General features: G+C 70.5%; 11 protein-coding genes. 7 read left to right on the top strand and 4 right to left on the bottom strand.

Going from position 1 to position 16,454, the window contains the following annotated elements; genetic code table 11:
- Positions 1 to 66: 66 nt before the first annotated feature.
- The 4 genes from ACQB60_RS37695 to ACQB60_RS37710 all read right to left on the bottom strand — a co-directional run bounded on the left by ACQB60_RS37695 (position 67) and on the right by ACQB60_RS37710 (position 7,424).
- Positions 67 to 1,698 carry a peptide ABC transporter substrate-binding protein gene (locus ACQB60_RS37695; protein WP_496930597.1) on the bottom strand — a complete coding sequence of 544 codons (1,632 nt, stop codon included), beginning with the start codon at positions 1,696 to 1,698 and terminating at the stop codon, positions 67 to 69.
- 464 nt (positions 1,699 to 2,162) lie between these two features.
- A complete protein-coding gene (gene typA / locus ACQB60_RS37700; protein ID WP_496930598.1) occupies positions 2,163 to 4,070 on the bottom strand; it encodes a translational GTPase TypA in 1,908 nt (635 codons plus the stop codon).
- 146 nt (positions 4,071 to 4,216) lie between these two features.
- A complete protein-coding gene (locus ACQB60_RS37705; protein WP_496930599.1) occupies positions 4,217 to 4,837 on the bottom strand; it encodes a hypothetical protein in 621 nt (206 codons plus the stop codon).
- 220 nt (positions 4,838 to 5,057) lie between these two features.
- Positions 5,058 to 7,424: an ABC transporter family substrate-binding protein gene (locus ACQB60_RS37710; RefSeq protein ID WP_496930600.1), complete on the bottom strand. Its 2,367-nt coding sequence runs from the start codon at positions 7,422 to 7,424 to the stop codon at positions 5,058 to 5,060.
- Between the two features lie 339 nt (positions 7,425 to 7,763).
- Here ACQB60_RS37710 and ACQB60_RS37715 point away from each other — a divergent pair, with 339 nt between their 5' ends.
- The 7 genes from ACQB60_RS37715 to ACQB60_RS37745 form a co-directional block, all read left to right on the top strand.
- Entirely contained in the window at positions 7,764 to 8,075 is a 312-nt protein-coding gene (locus ACQB60_RS37715; protein ID WP_496930601.1) for an Rv0250c family protein, read from the top strand.
- A 57-nt stretch (positions 8,076 to 8,132) separates the two neighbouring features.
- Positions 8,133 to 8,966 carry a succinate dehydrogenase subunit SdhC gene (gene sdhC, locus ACQB60_RS37720; RefSeq protein ID WP_496930602.1) on the top strand — a complete coding sequence of 278 codons (834 nt, stop codon included), beginning with the start codon at positions 8,133 to 8,135 and terminating at the stop codon, positions 8,964 to 8,966.
- Between the two features lie 16 nt (positions 8,967 to 8,982).
- Complete coding sequence (locus tag ACQB60_RS37725; protein ID WP_496930603.1) at positions 8,983 to 10,920, top strand: fumarate reductase/succinate dehydrogenase flavoprotein subunit; 1,938 nt, start codon at positions 8,983 to 8,985, stop codon at positions 10,918 to 10,920.
- Positions 10,917 to 11,687 (top strand): succinate dehydrogenase/fumarate reductase iron-sulfur subunit, encoded by a 771-nt coding sequence (locus ACQB60_RS37730; protein WP_496930604.1) that lies wholly within the window; start codon positions 10,917 to 10,919, stop codon positions 11,685 to 11,687. Before ACQB60_RS37725 ends, ACQB60_RS37730 begins: the two co-directional genes overlap by 4 nt.
- Before the next feature lie 100 nt (positions 11,688 to 11,787).
- Positions 11,788 to 13,032: an alpha/beta hydrolase family protein gene (locus tag ACQB60_RS37735; RefSeq protein ID WP_496930605.1), complete on the top strand. Its 1,245-nt coding sequence runs from the start codon at positions 11,788 to 11,790 to the stop codon at positions 13,030 to 13,032.
- A 57-nt stretch (positions 13,033 to 13,089) separates the two neighbouring features.
- A complete protein-coding gene (locus ACQB60_RS37740; protein WP_496930606.1) occupies positions 13,090 to 14,052 on the top strand; it encodes a hypothetical protein in 963 nt (320 codons plus the stop codon).
- 443 nt (positions 14,053 to 14,495) lie between these two features.
- Positions 14,496 to 16,454: TPM domain-containing protein (locus ACQB60_RS37745; RefSeq protein ID WP_496930611.1), on the top strand; the 1,959-nt coding region annotated here is incomplete at its 3' end.

The raw sequence follows: 16,454 nt of genomic DNA on the forward strand, positions 1-16,454 counted from the left end.
GAGCCGCCCGTAAGCGGCGCCCGGGGTCTCCGGGCGCCGCTTACGGGAACGGAACTCCGACGACTACTACTTCTTCTCGAAGACCTGAACGTCGGTCAGGATCGGGTCACCGGCCTGGTCGAACTTGACGTTCTTGACATTCTCCGAGTAGGCGGAGTTGACCTTGTTGTACCAGAGCGGGATGCCCGGGAAGGTCTTCGCGAGCTCCTTCTCGGCCTCGTTGTAGAGCTTCGCGGAGTCGTCCACGGTCTTGGCCGCGTCGGCCTTCTTGGTCAGCTCGTCGAACTTCTTGTCCGAGAACTCGCCCTTGTTGCCGTCGACGCCGGTGCCGTACAGGTCGGCGAGGAAGTTGCCGTTGAAGGGGTAGTCGAGGACCCAGCCGGAGCGGTACATCGACTTCACCTTGCGCTTGTCGCGCACCTCGGTGTCGGCCTGGAAGTCCGTCTTCGGGTCACCCGTGCACTTGACGCCGGTCGTCTTGGTGATGCTGTTGCACACCGCGTCGACCCAGCCCTTGTGCGGCTGGTCGGCGTTGTACTGGATCTGGATCTTGTTGCCCGGAACGCCGCCGCCGTCCTTGATGAACTGCTTGGCCTTCTTCGGGTTGAACTTGCAGAACTCACCACAGGCGCCGGGCTCGTAGCCCTTCACGCCCTTGGCGACCCAGCCGGTGGCCGACTCACGGGTGCCGTAGAAGGTGGTCTTGGCGATGGTGTCACGGTCGATCGCCATCGACAGGCCCTGGATGACCTTGACGTCGATGTCCTTGAACGTGTCGTTGTAGAACGCCGGGTTGATCGTGTTGATCGCCGAGAAGTCCTGGGTGATCGCGCGGTCACCGAAGTCGTTCTTGTAGTTGGCGAGCTCGCTGTCCGGCACGAGCGGCATGCTGTCCACGTTGTTCGAGCGCAGGTCCTGGTAGGCCGCGTTCGGCGTCGTGTACGCCTTGAAGTTGATGCCGCCGTTCTTGGGCTTGTTCTCGCCCTGGTAGCCGGACCAGGCGGTCACCTGGATCGACTTCTTGTGGTCCCAGCTCTTGAACTTGTACGGGCCGTTGCCGACGGGGGCCTGGCCGTACTTCTTCGGGTCCTTGATGGCGACCGAGGGCAGCGGGTCGAAGGCGCGGTAGGCCAGCTTGTACGAGAAGTACGGGACGCCGCTGTTCAGCGTGATCGTGAAGGTGTTGTCGTCGACGACCTTGAGGCCGGACATCTCCTTCGCCGAGGGCTTGGCGCCCTTCTTGGCGGGGTGGACCTTGTCGTAGCCGACGATGTCGCGGTACCAGCCGCTGTTCTGCTGGCCGTTCTCCGGGTTGGCCGCGAAGTTCCAGGCGTCCACGTAGGACTTGGCCGTGACCGGCTCGCCGTTGTGGAACTTCCAGCCCTTCTTGAGCTTGACGGTCCAGACCTTGTTGTCCTTGTCGGGGGTGACCGACTCGGCGTTCATGTTCTTGAGCTCACCCGAGGAGGTGTAGCCAAGGAGCGGCGTGAACATCGAGTCGATGACGACGCTGCCGTACGCCTCCATGGTGTTGGCCGGCTGCAGATCGTTCTGCGGCTCACCGTTGGCGTAGCTGACGATCCCCTTGGGGTCGACCTTGCCCGTGTTTCCGCTGCCGCTGCCGCCACCACAGGCGGTGGCACCCAGGGCCACAACACCGGCTATCGCGACCCACTTGGCGCTCTTGGCACCACGCATGGGGTTCCTCCTCATGAGTCCACTTGTTCACTACAAGAGGGGGTACGTGACACCACGCCGCCACCCCTGACGGCGAAGTTCGGTACCCCGAGTGTGCTCGTGAGTCGGCGCTCCCCACAGCGCGTGACCCATTGACCCGAGCTATACGCGGTCAACTATTAGCCATCCAGTACCGCCCGACCACACCCTTTTGGTCTCGGTTCAATCACACCTGCTCCGTACAACTTCCAAAATCCGGACAAACCGATCCGAGATAGATGGTTGCGAAACGGACGTGTTACACATCTAACGGTCAGCGACGTCCGCATACCGGACAGCTGCCGGACAAAAACGGGTTGCGGAAGGGGCTGGAGGAACGCCAGAGGCCGGTCCCCGCCGCGTCCCCTGTCAAGGGGTGGGCGAAAACCGGCCTCGGACGACGTTAACTGGCCTGCGGCCAGCCTCAGTTCACAGCCTAGTGGAGCCTAGTTGTGCTTGGCACGCGATGCCGCGCGGCCCCGCTCCTTCTGGTCCAGGACGACCTTGCGGATGCGCACGGCCTCCGGGGTCACCTCGACGCACTCGTCGTCGCGGCAGAACTCCAGGGACTGCTCCAGGGAGAGCTTGCGCGGCGGGACGATCGCCTCGAAGGAGTCGGCGGAGGCGGAGCGCATGTTGGTGAGCTTCTTCTCCTTGGTGATGTTCACGTCCATGTCGTCGGAGCGCGAGTTCTCGCCGACGATCATGCCCTCGTACACCTCGGTGCCGGGCTCGGTGAACAGGACGCCGCGCTCCTGGAGGTTGGTCATCGCGAAGGCGGTGACGGCGCCCGAGCGGTCGGCGACGAGCGAGCCGTTGTTACGGGTCGTCAGCGTGCCGAACCAGGGCTCGTGGCCCTCGTGGATGGAGTGCGCGATGCCCGTGCCGCGGGTCTGCGTCAGGAACTCCGTACGGAAGCCGATGAGGCCGCGGGAGGGCACGACGAACTCCAGGCGGACCCAGCCGGAGCCGTGGTTCGACATGTTGTCCATGCGGCCCTTGCGGACGCCCATGAGCTGCGTGACGGCGCCCATGTGCTCCTCGGGCACGTCGATGGTCATGCGCTCGACGGGCTCGTGCGTCTTGCCGTCGACCTCCTTGGTGACCACCTGCGGCTTGCCGATGGTCATCTCGAAGCCCTCGCGGCGCATCTGCTCGACCAGGATGGCCAGCGCCAGCTCACCGCGGCCCTGCACCTCCCAGGCGTCGGGGCGCTCGGTGTCCAGGACGCGCAGCGAGACGTTACCGATCAGCTCGCGCTCCAGGCGGTCCTTCACCTGGCGGGCGGTGACCTTGCGGTCCTTGACCGCCGCCTTGGCGTCCGCGCCCTTGCCGGTGCCGCCGCGGCCGACCAGCGGCGAGGTGTTCGTGCCGATGGTCATGGAGATCGCCGGCTCGTCGACCGTGATCAGCGGGAGCGCGATCGGGTTCTCCGGGTCGGCGAGGGTCTCGCCGATCATGATGTCGGGGATACCGGCGACCGCGCAGATGTCGCCCGGACCGGCCTTCTCGGCGGGCTTGCGGGTGAGCGCCTCGGTCATCAGGAGCTCGGTGATGCGGACGTTCGCGATCGTGCCGTCACGCTTGATCCACGCGACGGTCTGGCCCTTCTGCAGCTCGCCCTGCTCGACGCGGAGCAGCGCGATGCGGCCGAGGAAGTTGTCCGCGTCGAGGTTGGTGACGTGGGCCTGGAGCGGCGCGTCCTCGTCGTACGTCGGGGCCGGGACGTGCTCCAGGATCGTGCTGAAGAACGGCTGGAGGTCGCTGGAGTCCGCCGGGACCGTGCCGTCCTCCGGCTTGGTCAGCGAGGCGATGCCGTCACGGCCGCAGGCGTAGACGATCGGGAACTCGATCTGGTCCTCGTCCGCGTCCAGGTCGAGGAAGAGGTCGTACGTCTCGTTGACGACCTCGTCGATGCGGGAGTCCGGGCGGTCCGTCTTGTTGATGCACAGGATGACGGGCAGGCGCTGCTGGAGCGCCTTGCGCAGCACGAAGCGGGTCTGCGGGAGCGGCCCCTCGGAGGCGTCCACGAGCAGGACGACGGCGTCCACCATCGACAGACCGCGCTCGACCTCGCCACCGAAGTCGGCGTGGCCGGGGGTGTCGATGATGTTGATCGTGATCGGGTCCCCGCCGTCCTTGGGGTGGTACTTCACCGCCGTGTTCTTGGCGAGGATCGTGATGCCCTTCTCACGCTCCAGGTCGTTCGAGTCCATCATGCGGTCGTCGAGGGACTCTGCGGCGTGCGCGGCGAAGGAACCGGCCTGCTTGAGCATGGCGTCGACGATGGTCGTCTTGCCATGGTCGACGTGAGCGACGATGGCGACGTTGCGGATGTCGTGGCGCGTGGCCATAGTGCGGCGTACTCCTGGAGTGAGTGGACGGTCGCGCGTACACCTGAGGTACACGAACCCTGCCGGGCTGGACACGCCACGGCCTCACCCCAGTCTACGGGGCGAGGCCGGAGGTGGCTTGCGCGGGCCCTTGACACGGGTCCTGATCAGGTGGTTTTCGGCTCTTTCGCCGCCGGGGACCCCTCCGGGCAGCGCTCCAGGGCCGCCTTGCGCGCGACGTCGTCCACGTCGTCGTCCTCCTGCCGGTCGGCGCAGGGCAGGAAGCCGGTCCCCTCCACGGACCAGGTCAGGACATGCCCGCGCACCGGCTCTGCGCCCTCGCAGCGGTACGAGAAGTCGGCCTCCACCAGGTCCGCGGACGACCAGGCGTAGTACGCGCCGACGAGGCCACCGTCCGCGCTCTCGTGGCCGACGCCGCTGTCACCGATCTCCTCGCCGAGGGACGCGAGCTTCCCCTCGGACTTGATGTGGCGACGCAGCGACTCCAGGGCGCTCTTCGCCCGTGGCCCCGTCTCCTCCGAGGTGAAGGTGACTTTGTGGCGTGCGCCCGGGAGCGGCGTGATGGACGCGGTGTAGTGGGACCGCGCCTTCTTGAACGTGACCGGCTTGGCGAGACCCGTCAGCGTGGGCTTCTTCCGCACGTCCGACCAGGCATACGTGCCGCCCTTGCAGGCCCCGGCCGACGTGTCCCCGTCGCCGGACGTGCAGGCGGCCGCGCCCGCGACGACCAGTGCCACCGCGGCGCCCGCGGTGAGAACGCGCTTCATTCCGTACCCCCGTAACCGATCAGTCAGCTAGTCATGGACATGCTGACCAGGAGGGTGCGGAACCACACGTGAGTTGAGCTACTTCTGAGGCAAGTGGGGTTCTCAGAAGCGATGGAGCATGAAGCAAGGTCAATGGGTGAAAACGACCTTGCCCGCCGAGAGACCCGGCGGGCAAGGGAGTTGAGCGGAATCTGAGGGAGCTGAGGGAGCTGAGGAAGCGTCAACCGGCGGAGGGGGAGCCGCTCGGCTTGGCGGAGGGCTTCAGGAAGCCGATGTCCTCGTAGTTCGGGGCCTGGAAGCCGAAGGCGCCCGCGTTCGCGAGGCCCGGACGCGTCGCCACCAGCTGGGGGCGCTGGTAGAGCGGGATCGAGCCGGCCTCGGCCCAGATGCGGGCGTCGGCCTTCCTGACCAGGTCGCGCTCCTCGTCCTCGTCCAGCTCGCCGAGCGCCTGGTCGAAGAGCTGGTCGATGCGGTCCGAGCCGACCCGGGTGTAGTTCTGCTCGACGTTCAGGGAGCCGTCCGCCGCCGGGACCGGCTTGGCGAAGATCGGCCGGGCGTCCGTCGCCGGGAAGGCCGAGGCGGGCCAGGAGTAGAGCGCCAGGTCGTACTGGCCGGAGGCGATGTGGTCCTTGAAGTACGACTCGTCCGCGACCTTCGAGATCTCCGTGCGGACCCCGATCCGCTCCAGCATCCGCGAGATCCGGTCGGCGACCGAGCGCAGGGACTCCGATCCCTGGCCGGAGGGGAGCACGAAGCGGAGGGTCAGCGGCTTGCCGTCCTTGGCGAGCGGGCCGCCCACCGCGGCGGGGGCCGCCGTGCCCTTGGGGGCGTACGCGCCCGGGGCCCCGCCCCGCTGCGCCCGCTTCTCCGCCCGGGCCTCGGCCTTGGCCTCCGCCCTGCTCTCGGACTTGGCCTCGGACCGGTGCTGCTTCGCGTGGCCGCCCGGGTCCTTCTTCTTCTCCTTGTCGGCCTCGCGGCGCGGCGCGAACCACTCGGCCTGCCGGTTGATGACCGCCGTCTGGTGCCGGGCCACCGGGGCGGGCGCCAGCACCGAGGTGCCGTTGTCGCCGGGCTTGGCGGGCTTGGCGTGTTTGGCGGGCTTGGCGGGCTTGTCGTCCTCGCCGACGATGTACGTGCCGTCGTCCCCGGAGTCGGAGCCCTCCTCGGACTCGGACGAGGCGTGCTTCTTCTTCGCGTCGGACTTGCTGCCCGCCGCGCCGCCCTTCTCCTTGACCGGGCCGCCCGGCGTCCACCCGGCGTCCGCGAGCAGCGCCTGCGCCTCCGCCGTGTCCTGCTCCCCGAGGGCGCCGCTGTTGTCCGCGTACGCCAGCTGCCCGGCGAGCGCGAGGTGGCTGCCGACCGGCTTCGCGGGGAGCCCGAGCGGCCCGAGCACCGTCTTGGCGAGCTCGGTGCGGTTCAGGGCGCGGGCGACGGCCCGGCGCACCCGGTCGTCGGCGAGCGGCCCCTCGGCGCCGTTCAGGGCGAGCTGGGTGTAGGCGGGCTCCAGGGACTTGCGGACCACGTAGCCGCGCAGCCCCTCCTGCTCCTTGGCGTACCGCTTGACCGCCTTGGCGGTCCGCTTGCGGGCCAGCAGCTCGCTGTCGGCGGCCTCCTCGTCGGAGCCGTGCGCGACGGCCCAGGAGCGCAGCGCCTTGGCGGGCGTGATCGCGGCGCCGGGGCCGTGGGTGAGCGGGCCCTTGGCGCCGTTGTCGCGGGCGGCGCGGGCGATCCGGTCGGCCTCGGGCGCGTCGATCTCGGCCAGGTCGACCCTGCCCGCGGCGATCGCGGCGGCCCGCTGGTCGCGCGGCACCGAGCGCAGCACGAGCTTGGCCAGCTTCGCCGGGCGGCCCCACCAGCGCGGGTTGCGCACCAGCGTCACATCGCCGGCCTTGCGGTCGATGGAGTCGATCGCGAAGGGCCCCGCGGTCGCCTTGAGCCTCCGGCGGGCGCCGTCGTTGAAGGCGTCCGGGGTGCCCATGACGTCCTTCGGGTACAGCGGCGTGAACAGCGAACGCCAGTCCGCGTAGGGCTTGTTGAAGGTGACCCGCACCTCCAGGTTGTTGGCGCCGCGCTCGACCTTCGCGATCCGGTCGTAGCCCGCGTTGCGCGCCGTCCAGTACGCGCTGTCCTTGCCCGACAGGGCCCGCCACTGGGCCGCGAAGTCGTCCGCGCCGATCTCCCGGCCGTCGCTCCACACCGCCTGCTGGTTGAGCTTGTAGAGCACGACCTGCTGCGGCTCGCGCTCGACGACCTTCGCGGACTCCAGGAAGTCCGCGTTGCGCTGCGCCCGCCCCTGGGCGTCGAGGCGGAACAACGACGGCAGGACGGCGCCCGCGACCCGCGAGGTGCCCCCGTCGGCGTCCGACTGGAAGGAGTTGAGGGTCTCGGGCACCGCGTCGACGGCCCAGTTCACGGTCCCCCCGTCGGCGACGAGCTCCCGGGCCGCGGGCGCGAGGTCCTGCCCCGCGGTCGGCTGCCCCGCCTCGTCGTCCGCCCCGCACCCCGCGAGGGCGGGCAGGGCGAGGACGCCGGTGGCGAGGAACACGACAGACCTGACGGTTCTTGCTCTGGCGCGGTCATGGGACATGACGGGAACCTCCGGGGGCTCGCCCGGCCGCCCGCTACCAGGACCGGGCCGGGTTTCTTCACGTATGGCGGTATATGTCGCTGATCACATCTATCGGCCTACTGAAGTGGACGGTCGGCCTCGCGCGACGGAGGCGCGGCGCGGGGCGCTCCGGATCCCACTCGGGCGGCCCAATCCGGGCGCCCGGCCGCCACGGCGGCCCGCCCGGGGGCGCGATCCGGCCGCCTTCGTCACTCGTGAGCCGGGAATCCGGGCAGATCCCTTCACAAGCCGGGATGTGACGCGCAACACTCGCAGGCGCATGAGCGTTGCCACCGCACCCTGAAGTGAGGGCAAGTCATGGCTCTGCACGACGAATTGACCGCTGTACAGCGCTGCGTCGACGAGTTGCTCCGCACCGTCGGCAGGCTGGAACAGCAGGCCGGGGACGAGATCGCGGGCGGCATCGACATCCGCCGCGTGCGTACCGACACCGACCATCTGCGCGAGAGCGTCGCCCTGCTGCGCGCCGCGGCCCCCGCGCCGCGCCAGGAGCAGCGCCGGCCGGACCTCGTGCCCGTCCCCGACACCCCCTATGACAGCTCGCTGTGGGCGGACGCGGGCGACTGCGACGACGAGGGCCTGGGCGCCCGCGACCGGCACGCGCCCTAGACCTCCCGCGCCCCACCGCGTCCCACGTCCCGCTTCCCGTTAAGGAGTGGAGCCTCGTTGGCAACCGGCACGGAACCTCAATCGAAAAGCGGCCAGACCCACGGCGGCGTCAGGGACGGCACGCGCGCCGCGATCTCCGCTGCCCATCTGCGGACCGACCGCTGGTGGCTGGCGCCCGCCGCGACCGCCGCCGGGCTCCTCGCCTTCGTCGTGTACTCGACGTGGCGGGCCTTCGCGAACACGGACTACTACAGCGCGCCCTACGTCTCGCCGTTCTACTCGCCGTGCCTCGCCGAGGAGTGCGCGCCGATGCGGCACGGGCCCAACTGGGAGCTGTTCGGCGGCTGGTGGGGGCTCTCCCCCGCCCTGCTGATCCTGATCTTCCCGCTGGGCTTCCGGCTCACCTGCTACTACTACCGCAAGGCGTACTACCGCGGCTTCTGGGCGTCACCGCCCGCCTGCGCGGTGGCCGAGCCGCACAAGAAGTACACCGGCGAGACCCGCTTCCCGCTGATCCTGCAGAACATCCACCGCTACTTCTTCTACGCCGCGATCCTGGTGGCGGGCATCCTCACGTACGACACGGTGCTCTCCTTCCGCGACGAGAACTACGAGTGGGGACACATGGGGCTCGGCTCCCTGGTGTTCCTGGTCAACATCGTGCTGATCTGGGCCTACACCCTGTCCTGCCACTCCTGCCGGCACATCGTCGGCGGCAAGCTCAAACACTTCTCGAAGCATCCGGTGCGCTATCGGGCCTGGCAGTGGGTGGGCAAGCTGAATGCCCGTCACATGCTGCTCGCCTGGGCGTCGTTGGTGAGCGTGGCGCTCGCCGACTTCTACGTCTATCTGGTGGCGTCCGGTGCCTTCGACGATCCGCGCTTCTTCTAAGGGATAGGGCCTTGTGATGTCTCAAGTGGAGCGGCAGCAGTGGGATGTTGTCGTCGTGGGCGCCGGGGGCGCCGGGCTCAGGGCGGCGATCGAGGCGCGCGAACAGGGCGCCCGTACCGCCGTGATCTGCAAGTCCCTCTTCGGCAAGGCCCATACGGTGATGGCCGAGGGCGGCATCGCGGCGTCCATGGGCAATGTGAACTCCGGCGACAACTGGCAGGTGCACTTCCGCGACACGCTGCGCGGCGGAAAGTTCCTCAACCAGTGGCGGATGGCGGAGCTGCACGCGCGCGAAGCCCCGGACCGCGTCTGGGAGCTGGAGACCTGGGGCGCCCTCTTCGACCGTACGCCGGACGGGCGGATCTCCCAGCGCAACTTCGGCGGCCACGAGTATCCGCGCCTCGCGCACGTCGGCGACCGCACCGGCCTCGAACTCATCCGCACCCTCCAGCAGAAGATCGTCGCGCTGCAGCAGGAGGACAAGCGTGAATTCGGGGACTACGAGGCGCGGTTGAAGGTCTTCCAGGAGTGCACGGTCACCCGCGTCCTCAAGGAGGGCGAGCGGGTCGGCGGGGCCTTCTGCTACGACCGGGAGTCCGGGCGCTTCTTCGTCCTGGAGGCGCCGAGCGTGGTCCTCGCGACCGGCGGCATCGGCAAGTCCTTCAAGGTGACGTCGAACTCGTGGGAGTACACGGGCGACGGGCACGCCCTGGCCCTGCTCGCCGGGGCCCCACTCCTCAACATGGAGTTCGTGCAGTTCCACCCGACCGGCATGGTCTGGCCGCCGTCCGTGAAGGGCATCCTCGTCACCGAGTCGGTGCGCGGCGACGGCGGGGTGCTGCGCAACTCCGAGGGCAAGCGGTTCATGTTCGACTACATCCCGGACGTCTTCAAGGAGAAGTACGCGGAGACGGAGGCCGAGGGCGACCGCTGGTACGAGGACCCGGACAAGAACCGCCGCCCCCCGGAGCTGCTCCCCCGCGACGAGGTCGCGCGGGCCATCAACTCCGAGGTGAAGGCGGGGCGCGGCTCCCCGCACGGCGGCGTCTTCCTGGACGTGTCGACCCGGATGACCGCCGACGTCATCCGGCGCCGGCTGCCGTCCATGTACCACCAGTTCAAGGAGCTCGCGGACGTCGACATCACGGCGGAGCCCATGGAGGTCGGGCCGACCTGTCACTACGTGATGGGCGGCATCGCCGTCGACTCGGACACCGCGGCCGCGCGCCGGGTGCCGGGCCTGTTCGCGGCGGGCGAAGTCGCGGGCGGCATGCACGGCTCCAACCGGCTCGGCGGCAACTCGCTGTCCGACCTGCTGGTCTTCGGCCGCCGCGCGGGCCTGCACGCGGCGCGCCACGCCGCCGAGCTCGACGTGCGCCCGGTGGTGGACGACACGCAGGTGGACACGGCGGCGGCGGAGGCGCTGCGGCCGTTCAGCGCGGAGAGCGAGGCCGACAGGGCGGAGGGCGTCGCCCCGGAGAACCCGTACACCCTCCACCAGGAGCTGCAGCAGACCATGAACGACCTGGTCGGCATCATCCGCCGCGAGGGCGAGATGGAGCAGGCCCTGGAGAAGCTGGCCGAGCTGCGGGTGCGGGCGCGGCGGGCCGGGGTCGAGGGCCACCGGCAGTTCAACCCGGGCTGGCACCTCGCACTCGACCTGCGGAACATGCTGCTGGTCAGCGAGTGCGTGGCGCGCGCCGCCCTGGAGCGCACGGAGAGCCGGGGCGGGCACACGCGCGAGGACCACCCGGGGATGAACCGCGACTGGCGCCGCGTGAACCTGCTGTGCCAACTCACCGACCCCACCGGCGGGTTGGCGGCGACCGATCCCGTACGGGGCCAGATCGACCTCGTCCGCGACACGACCGAGCCCATCCGCCCGGACCTGCTCGCCCTCTTCGAGAAGGAGGAGCTGGTCAAGTACCTGGCCGAAGAGGAGCTTTTCGAGTGAGCAGCTACAAGGCCGCCTTCCGGGTGTGGCGGGGCGATGTGCAGGGCGGCGGCCTGGAGGACTTCAAGGTGGAGGTGAACGAGGGCGAGGTGGTCCTCGACATCATCCACCGCCTCCAGGCGACCCAGGCGCCCGATCTCGCCGTGCGCTGGAACTGCAAGGCGGGCAAGTGCGGTTCGTGCTCGGCGGAGATCAACGGACGGCCGCGCCTGATGTGCATGACCCGCATGTCGGTGTTCACGCAGGAGGAGACGATCACCGTCACGCCGCTGCGCGCCTTCCCCGTCGTACGCGATCTGGTGACGGACGTCGGCTTCAACTACACCAAGGCGCGGGAGGTCCCGGCCTTCGTGCCGCCGCCCGAGCTCGGACCCGGCGAGTACCGCATGGCGCAGCAGGACGTGGACCGCTCCCAGGAGTTCCGCAAGTGCATCGAGTGCTTCCTGTGCCAGGACACCTGCCATGTGGTGCGCGACCACGAGGAGAACAAGCCGGCGTTCGCCGGGCCGCGCTTCCTGATGCGGGTCGCGGAGCTGGACATGCACCCGCTGGACGCGGCGGCCGAGGCGGGCCTGGACCGCAAGGAGACGGCGCAGGACGAGCACGGGCTCGGCTACTGCAACATCACCAAGTGCTGCACGGAGGTGTGCCCGGAGGGCATCAAGATCACGGACAACGCGCTGATTCCCTTGAAGGAAAGGGCGGTTGACCGCAAGTACGACCCGCTGGTGTGGCTGGGCAACAAGATCAGACGGCGGACGGAGTAGCCCAGTAGCCCCCGGCGCCCCTCCTGGGGGATTTCCCCCAGGAGGATTCTCGGGCTGGCCTCCATGGTCACGAAGGGGGCGGCGGCCGAGGATTGAGGACATGAAGCAGAAGCCTTCGAAGTCCATGCGGCCCTTGACCCGCCGTTCCCTGCTGGGCCTGGCGGCCACCGGCGCGGTCGCCGCGACGCTGCTGCCGGTGCCGGCGTCCGCGACGGCGCGTCCGGCCACGCCCGTACGGGCCGAGCTCCCCGCCCCCACGGGCCCGCACGCCGTCGGCACGTACGCGACGCGCCTCGTGGACCGGTCGCGGCACGACCCCTGGGTGAGCGGACAGCCGTACCGGGAGCTGATGGTCAGCGTCTGGTACCCGGCCGCGAAGGGCGCGGCACACGGCCACCGGCTCGCCCCCTACATGACGCCGGGCGCGGCCCGGGCGTGGGACGCGGCCGCCGGGCAGCACGGCATCCCGAAGGGCGCGGTGGACTGGGCGGGCACGCGCACGCACGCCTACGCGGGGGCGCCCGTGGACACGACCGGCGGGCGACGCCCCGTCCTCCTCTACACGTCGGGGGCGGGCGACCCGCGCACCTGGAACACCTCGCTGGTCGAGGAGTTGGCGAGCCGCGGCTACGTCGTGGTGACCGTCGACCACACCTATGAGGCACCGGGTGTCGAGTTCCCCGGGGGCCGGGTGGTGGACAACGCACCGCTGATGAAGGCGTTCGCGGAGGCCGACAAGGAGAACAAGGTCCCCGCGCTCCTGAAGAAGGTCGGGGACGTCCGGGCGGCGGACGACAGCTTCGTCCTGGACAGTCTGGGCTCGCTCCCGAAGGGCCTCGGCAAGGTCATGAACCTCCGACAGGTGGGCGCCGTCGGCCAGTCGGCGGGCGGGATCGCCGCGGCGCAGACGATGGACCAGGACCACCGGATCAAGGCCGGGATCAACATGGACGGCACCCTGGAGTACAACCAGGAGCCCAAGGGCACGAACTTCATGCCGGTGGCCCGCCACGGCCTGGACCGCCCCTTCCTCCTCATGGGCAGCGACCGCCCGACGGAGCCGTCCTGGAAGGAGTTCCTGTCCCGCACCAAGGGCTGGAAGCAGAACCTGGCCCTGCGCGGCTCGCAGCACCAGACGTACACGGACCTGACACCGGTCCTGCCGCAGACGGGGGTGGGCAGGAAGGTGCTGGAGAAGAACATCGGCACGGTGCGGCCGAAGCGGGCGGTGGCGGCCCAACGGGCGTACGTCACCTCGTTCTTCGACCACTGGCTGCGCGACCGGGACGACCACCTCCTCGACGGTCCGTCGGCGCGCTGGCCGGAGATGAAGTTCGCGAAGTGAGACAGAATTCCGCAAGGTGAGACGAGACTGCGCGCCTCCTGTGCCACACTGCCGCGCATGCGGATCCCAGGTCTCGCTCGTCTCACCCATCTGGCCCGTCTTCCCCGGCCCTTGGTCGCCATCGCACTCGCAGGCGGTCTGACGGCGACGGCGTGCTCCTCGGACGACTCGGCCAAGAACGCGGACGGGAGCGGGACCGGGGTCGAACAGGCCCTCGCCTCGGTGCCCGTGTCCGCCGACATGGGCGCCATCGACTACGTCGACTCCGCGCGGGTCCGCCCGCTGGCCGCCAAGGACCGGGACCTGTACGTGAACCTGGCCCACCTCGGCGTCCCGGAGGCCATCGAGTCCCCGTACGCGGGCACGAGCGTGCGGGCGCGCTGGGGCTTCTCGGAGAAGGACGTCACCAGCTCGGTCTCGGTGACGGCGGAGGGCAGCACCTCGGTGCGGCTGACCGGTTCGTTCGACGACGACGCGATGGCGCGCAAGCTCAGGAAGCAGGGCTACCGGACGGATTCCCGCGACGGCGTCATCCGCGTGCGGGGCAAGGGCGACGACAAGTCCGAGACGTACGAGCTGAGTTCGTCGGTACGGGTCCACAACCCGGACACCCGGCCGCGGCTGAGCGCGACGGCGCCGAAGAAGTCGGCGGCCGACGACCCCGCGTACGCGAAGGCCGCGGACTGTCTCGGCGACGTCTACGAAGCCACCTTCTACAGCGCGCGGCGCTCCCAGGACGTCCGGCTCATGGCGATCGGCGGACGGATCGCCGCGGGCGGCGGGTCCTCGGAGACGTTGTGCGTGGTGACTCCGTCGAAGGAGGCGGCGCGGACGGTGGCACAGAAGCTCCGCGAGAAGACCCGCCCCGGTGCGCGCTACGCGGGGTCCAAGGTGACCGTCGGCGAGGGCGCCGCGCCTCTCGTCTCGATGACCTGGAAGAACGACGTCGCGTCCGGTCGCAGGCCGGCGGAGAACAACCGGAGCGGTGAACTCCCGATGCTGTTGGCGCCGCCGGGCTGAGGGGGTGGCCCCTGCCGGGGGCCTTTTCCCCAACCCCGCCCCTTCCCGAACAGCGACTCCGTCGCCCCTGGGGCACCCACCCGGGGGCTGCGCCCCCAGCCCCCATCGGCGCTGAACGCGCCTCGTCCTCAAACGCCGGACGGGCTGAAATGGCCACCCGCCGACCCGCAGATAGGCGACGGCGGGAGGGGTGGGGACGCGGCGGTATGTCCGCCCGCAGTACAGCACCCCACCCAAGCCAGTACTCGTGTACCCGTCCGGCGCCCGAGGCGTTTCGAGGACGGACATACCGCCGCGTCCCCACCCCGCCCCACCACCCACCAGCACCCCGGTCGCGCCCGGCACCAGACGGTCATACGCTCCCAAATGTGACGTCACCCCCGCACATAGCCGTGCGGGCCGCCGCCGCGGTCGCCGCGCTGTGCGCGTGGTGCGCGCCGCTGCTGCCCGCTCCCGCCCTGGCCGCCACCCCTGCCACCCCTGCCACCGCCAGGGCGCTCCCCGCCGACGACCCCGTCACGCTCTCCCGCCAGGGCCAGGCCACCGACAAGGTGGGCGCCCTGGGAACCCGTAAGAAGGCGGTCGAGTCCGCGCTGGACCGGCTCTACGACGACCGAGGCATACAGCTCTTCGTCGCGTACGTACGGGACTTCGACGGGCGCTCGGCGCAGGACTGGGCCGACGCCACCGCCGAGCGCAACGGCCTCGGGATCGACGACGTGCTGCTCGCCGTCTCCACGCACGACCGCCAGTTCGCGTACTCCGTCGACCAGGGCTCTCGGCTCACGGACGCGCAGCTGCGGGACGTGGCGACCACCGCGATCCGCCCCGCGCTGCGCGAGAACGACTGGGCGGGCGCCGCCATCGGCGCCGCCGCCGGGTACCGGGCCGTACTGGCCGGGCAGCCCGTGCCGACCCCCGCGATCACGCCCGGCACCGCGGATCCGGGCAAGGGCAAGGACCAGGGCATGGGCAAGGCCGAGAGCGGGGGCACCGACTCGGGCGACCTGGTCCTGCCGATCGTGGCGGTGGGCGGCGCCGGAGCGGTGGCCGCGGTCGCGTACAGCCGCAGGAAGCGGCGGATGACGACCCGTACGACTCCGGGGGGAGGACGGAACGGGGGCCGCGGCAGCGGCTGGGGACAGGGCGCGCCCGGGACGCTCACGCCGCTGCCCGAGCTGGACAGGCAGGCCAAGCACCTCCTCGTGGAGACCGACGACGCCGTGCGCACCAGCACGGAGGAACTCGGCTTCGCCACCGCCCAGTTCGGGGAGGAGGCCACCCGGGACTTCACGGACGCGCTCACCTACGCACGGGCCGAGCTGACCGCCGCGTTCAAGCTGCGGCAGCAGCTCGACGACGCCTTCCCGGAGACGGACGACGAGAAGCGGCGGATGCTCGACGAGATCGTGGCGCGCTGCGCGGAGGCCGGGCGGCGCCTCGACGAGGAGGCCGCCGCCTTCGACCAGCTGCGCGCCCTGGAGCGGACGGCACCGGCGGCGCTGGAACAGGCCGAGACGCTGTTCCGGCAGATCACCGGGCGCACGGTCGACGCCGAGGCCACCCTCGACACGCTCCGCAAGGAGTACGCGCCGAGCGCCGCGAGTCCGGTGCTCGGCCACATCGAGCAGGCCAAGGACCGGCTGGTCTTCGCCACGGACCACCTCAACCAGGCCCGGCAGGCCGTCGACGGCGGCGCCAACGGCGTGGCCGCCGTCCATCTGCGGGCGGCGGAGGGCGCCGTCGACCAGGCGGGCACGCTCGTGGACGCCGTGGAGCGGCGCGCGCAGGAGCTCGCGCGGGCCGCCGGGGAGCTGCCCGGCGCGCTCACGGAGGCGGAGACCGACCTCGCGGACGGGCGCGGCCTCCTGGAGGGCACCGCCGAGGGGGTCTCCACGGCCGATCTGCGGGGCCGGCTCGCCCGCACCGAGTCGGTGGTCGCCGAGGTGCGCAAGGAGCTGGCGGCGGGGCCGTACGACCCGATCGACGCGCTGCGCCGGGTCGAGGAGGCGGACGCGGCGCTGGACGAGGCGCTCGCCGGGGCCAGGGAGCGGGAGGTGACGGGCGGCAGGGCGCGGGCCCTGCTCGGCCAGGCCCTGCTCACCGCGCGCAGCGCCATCGGGGCGGCCGCGGACTACATCACCACGCACCGGGGCGCCGTCGGCAGCCAGGCCAGGACCCGGCTCGCGGAGGCGCAGCGGCACCTGGCGCGGGCCGAGGCGCTCCCCGACGACCCGGCGGCCGCCCTCGCGGACGCCCAGCAGGCCGACTCGCTGGCCCGGCAGGCCCAGGAGCTCGCCGAGCGGGACGTGCGCTCGTACGGGAATCCGTACGGCGGGGGCGCCGGCCGGGGCGGGGGCATGGGCGGCGCGGTGCTCGGCGGGATCATCCTCGGCGAGCTG

The organism is Streptomyces odontotermitis (assembly GCF_050510915.1).
GTDB lineage: Bacteria > Actinomycetota > Actinomycetes > Streptomycetales > Streptomycetaceae > Streptomyces.

What these genes read in the sequence shown, in the direction of transcription:
- ACQB60_RS37695 (WP_496930597.1), bottom strand. Translation starts at nt 1,698, where the DNA reads ATGCGTGGTGCCAAGAGCGCCAAGTGGGTCGCGATAGCCGGTGTTGTG.
- typA (WP_496930598.1), bottom strand. Translation starts at nt 4,070, where the DNA reads ATGGCCACGCGCCACGACATCCGCAACGTCGCCATCGTCGCTCACGTC.
- ACQB60_RS37705 (WP_496930599.1), bottom strand. Translation starts at nt 4,837, where the DNA reads ATGAAGCGCGTTCTCACCGCGGGCGCCGCGGTGGCACTGGTCGTCGCG.
- ACQB60_RS37710 (WP_496930600.1), bottom strand. Translation starts at nt 7,424, where the DNA reads ATGTCCCATGACCGCGCCAGAGCAAGAACCGTCAGGTCTGTCGTGTTC.
- ACQB60_RS37715 (WP_496930601.1), top strand. Translation starts at nt 7,764, where the DNA reads ATGGCTCTGCACGACGAATTGACCGCTGTACAGCGCTGCGTCGACGAG.
- ACQB60_RS37725 (WP_496930603.1), top strand. Translation starts at nt 8,983, where the DNA reads ATGTCTCAAGTGGAGCGGCAGCAGTGGGATGTTGTCGTCGTGGGCGCC.
- ACQB60_RS37735 (WP_496930605.1), top strand. Translation starts at nt 11,788, where the DNA reads ATGAAGCAGAAGCCTTCGAAGTCCATGCGGCCCTTGACCCGCCGTTCC.
- ACQB60_RS37740 (WP_496930606.1), top strand. Translation starts at nt 13,090, where the DNA reads ATGCGGATCCCAGGTCTCGCTCGTCTCACCCATCTGGCCCGTCTTCCC.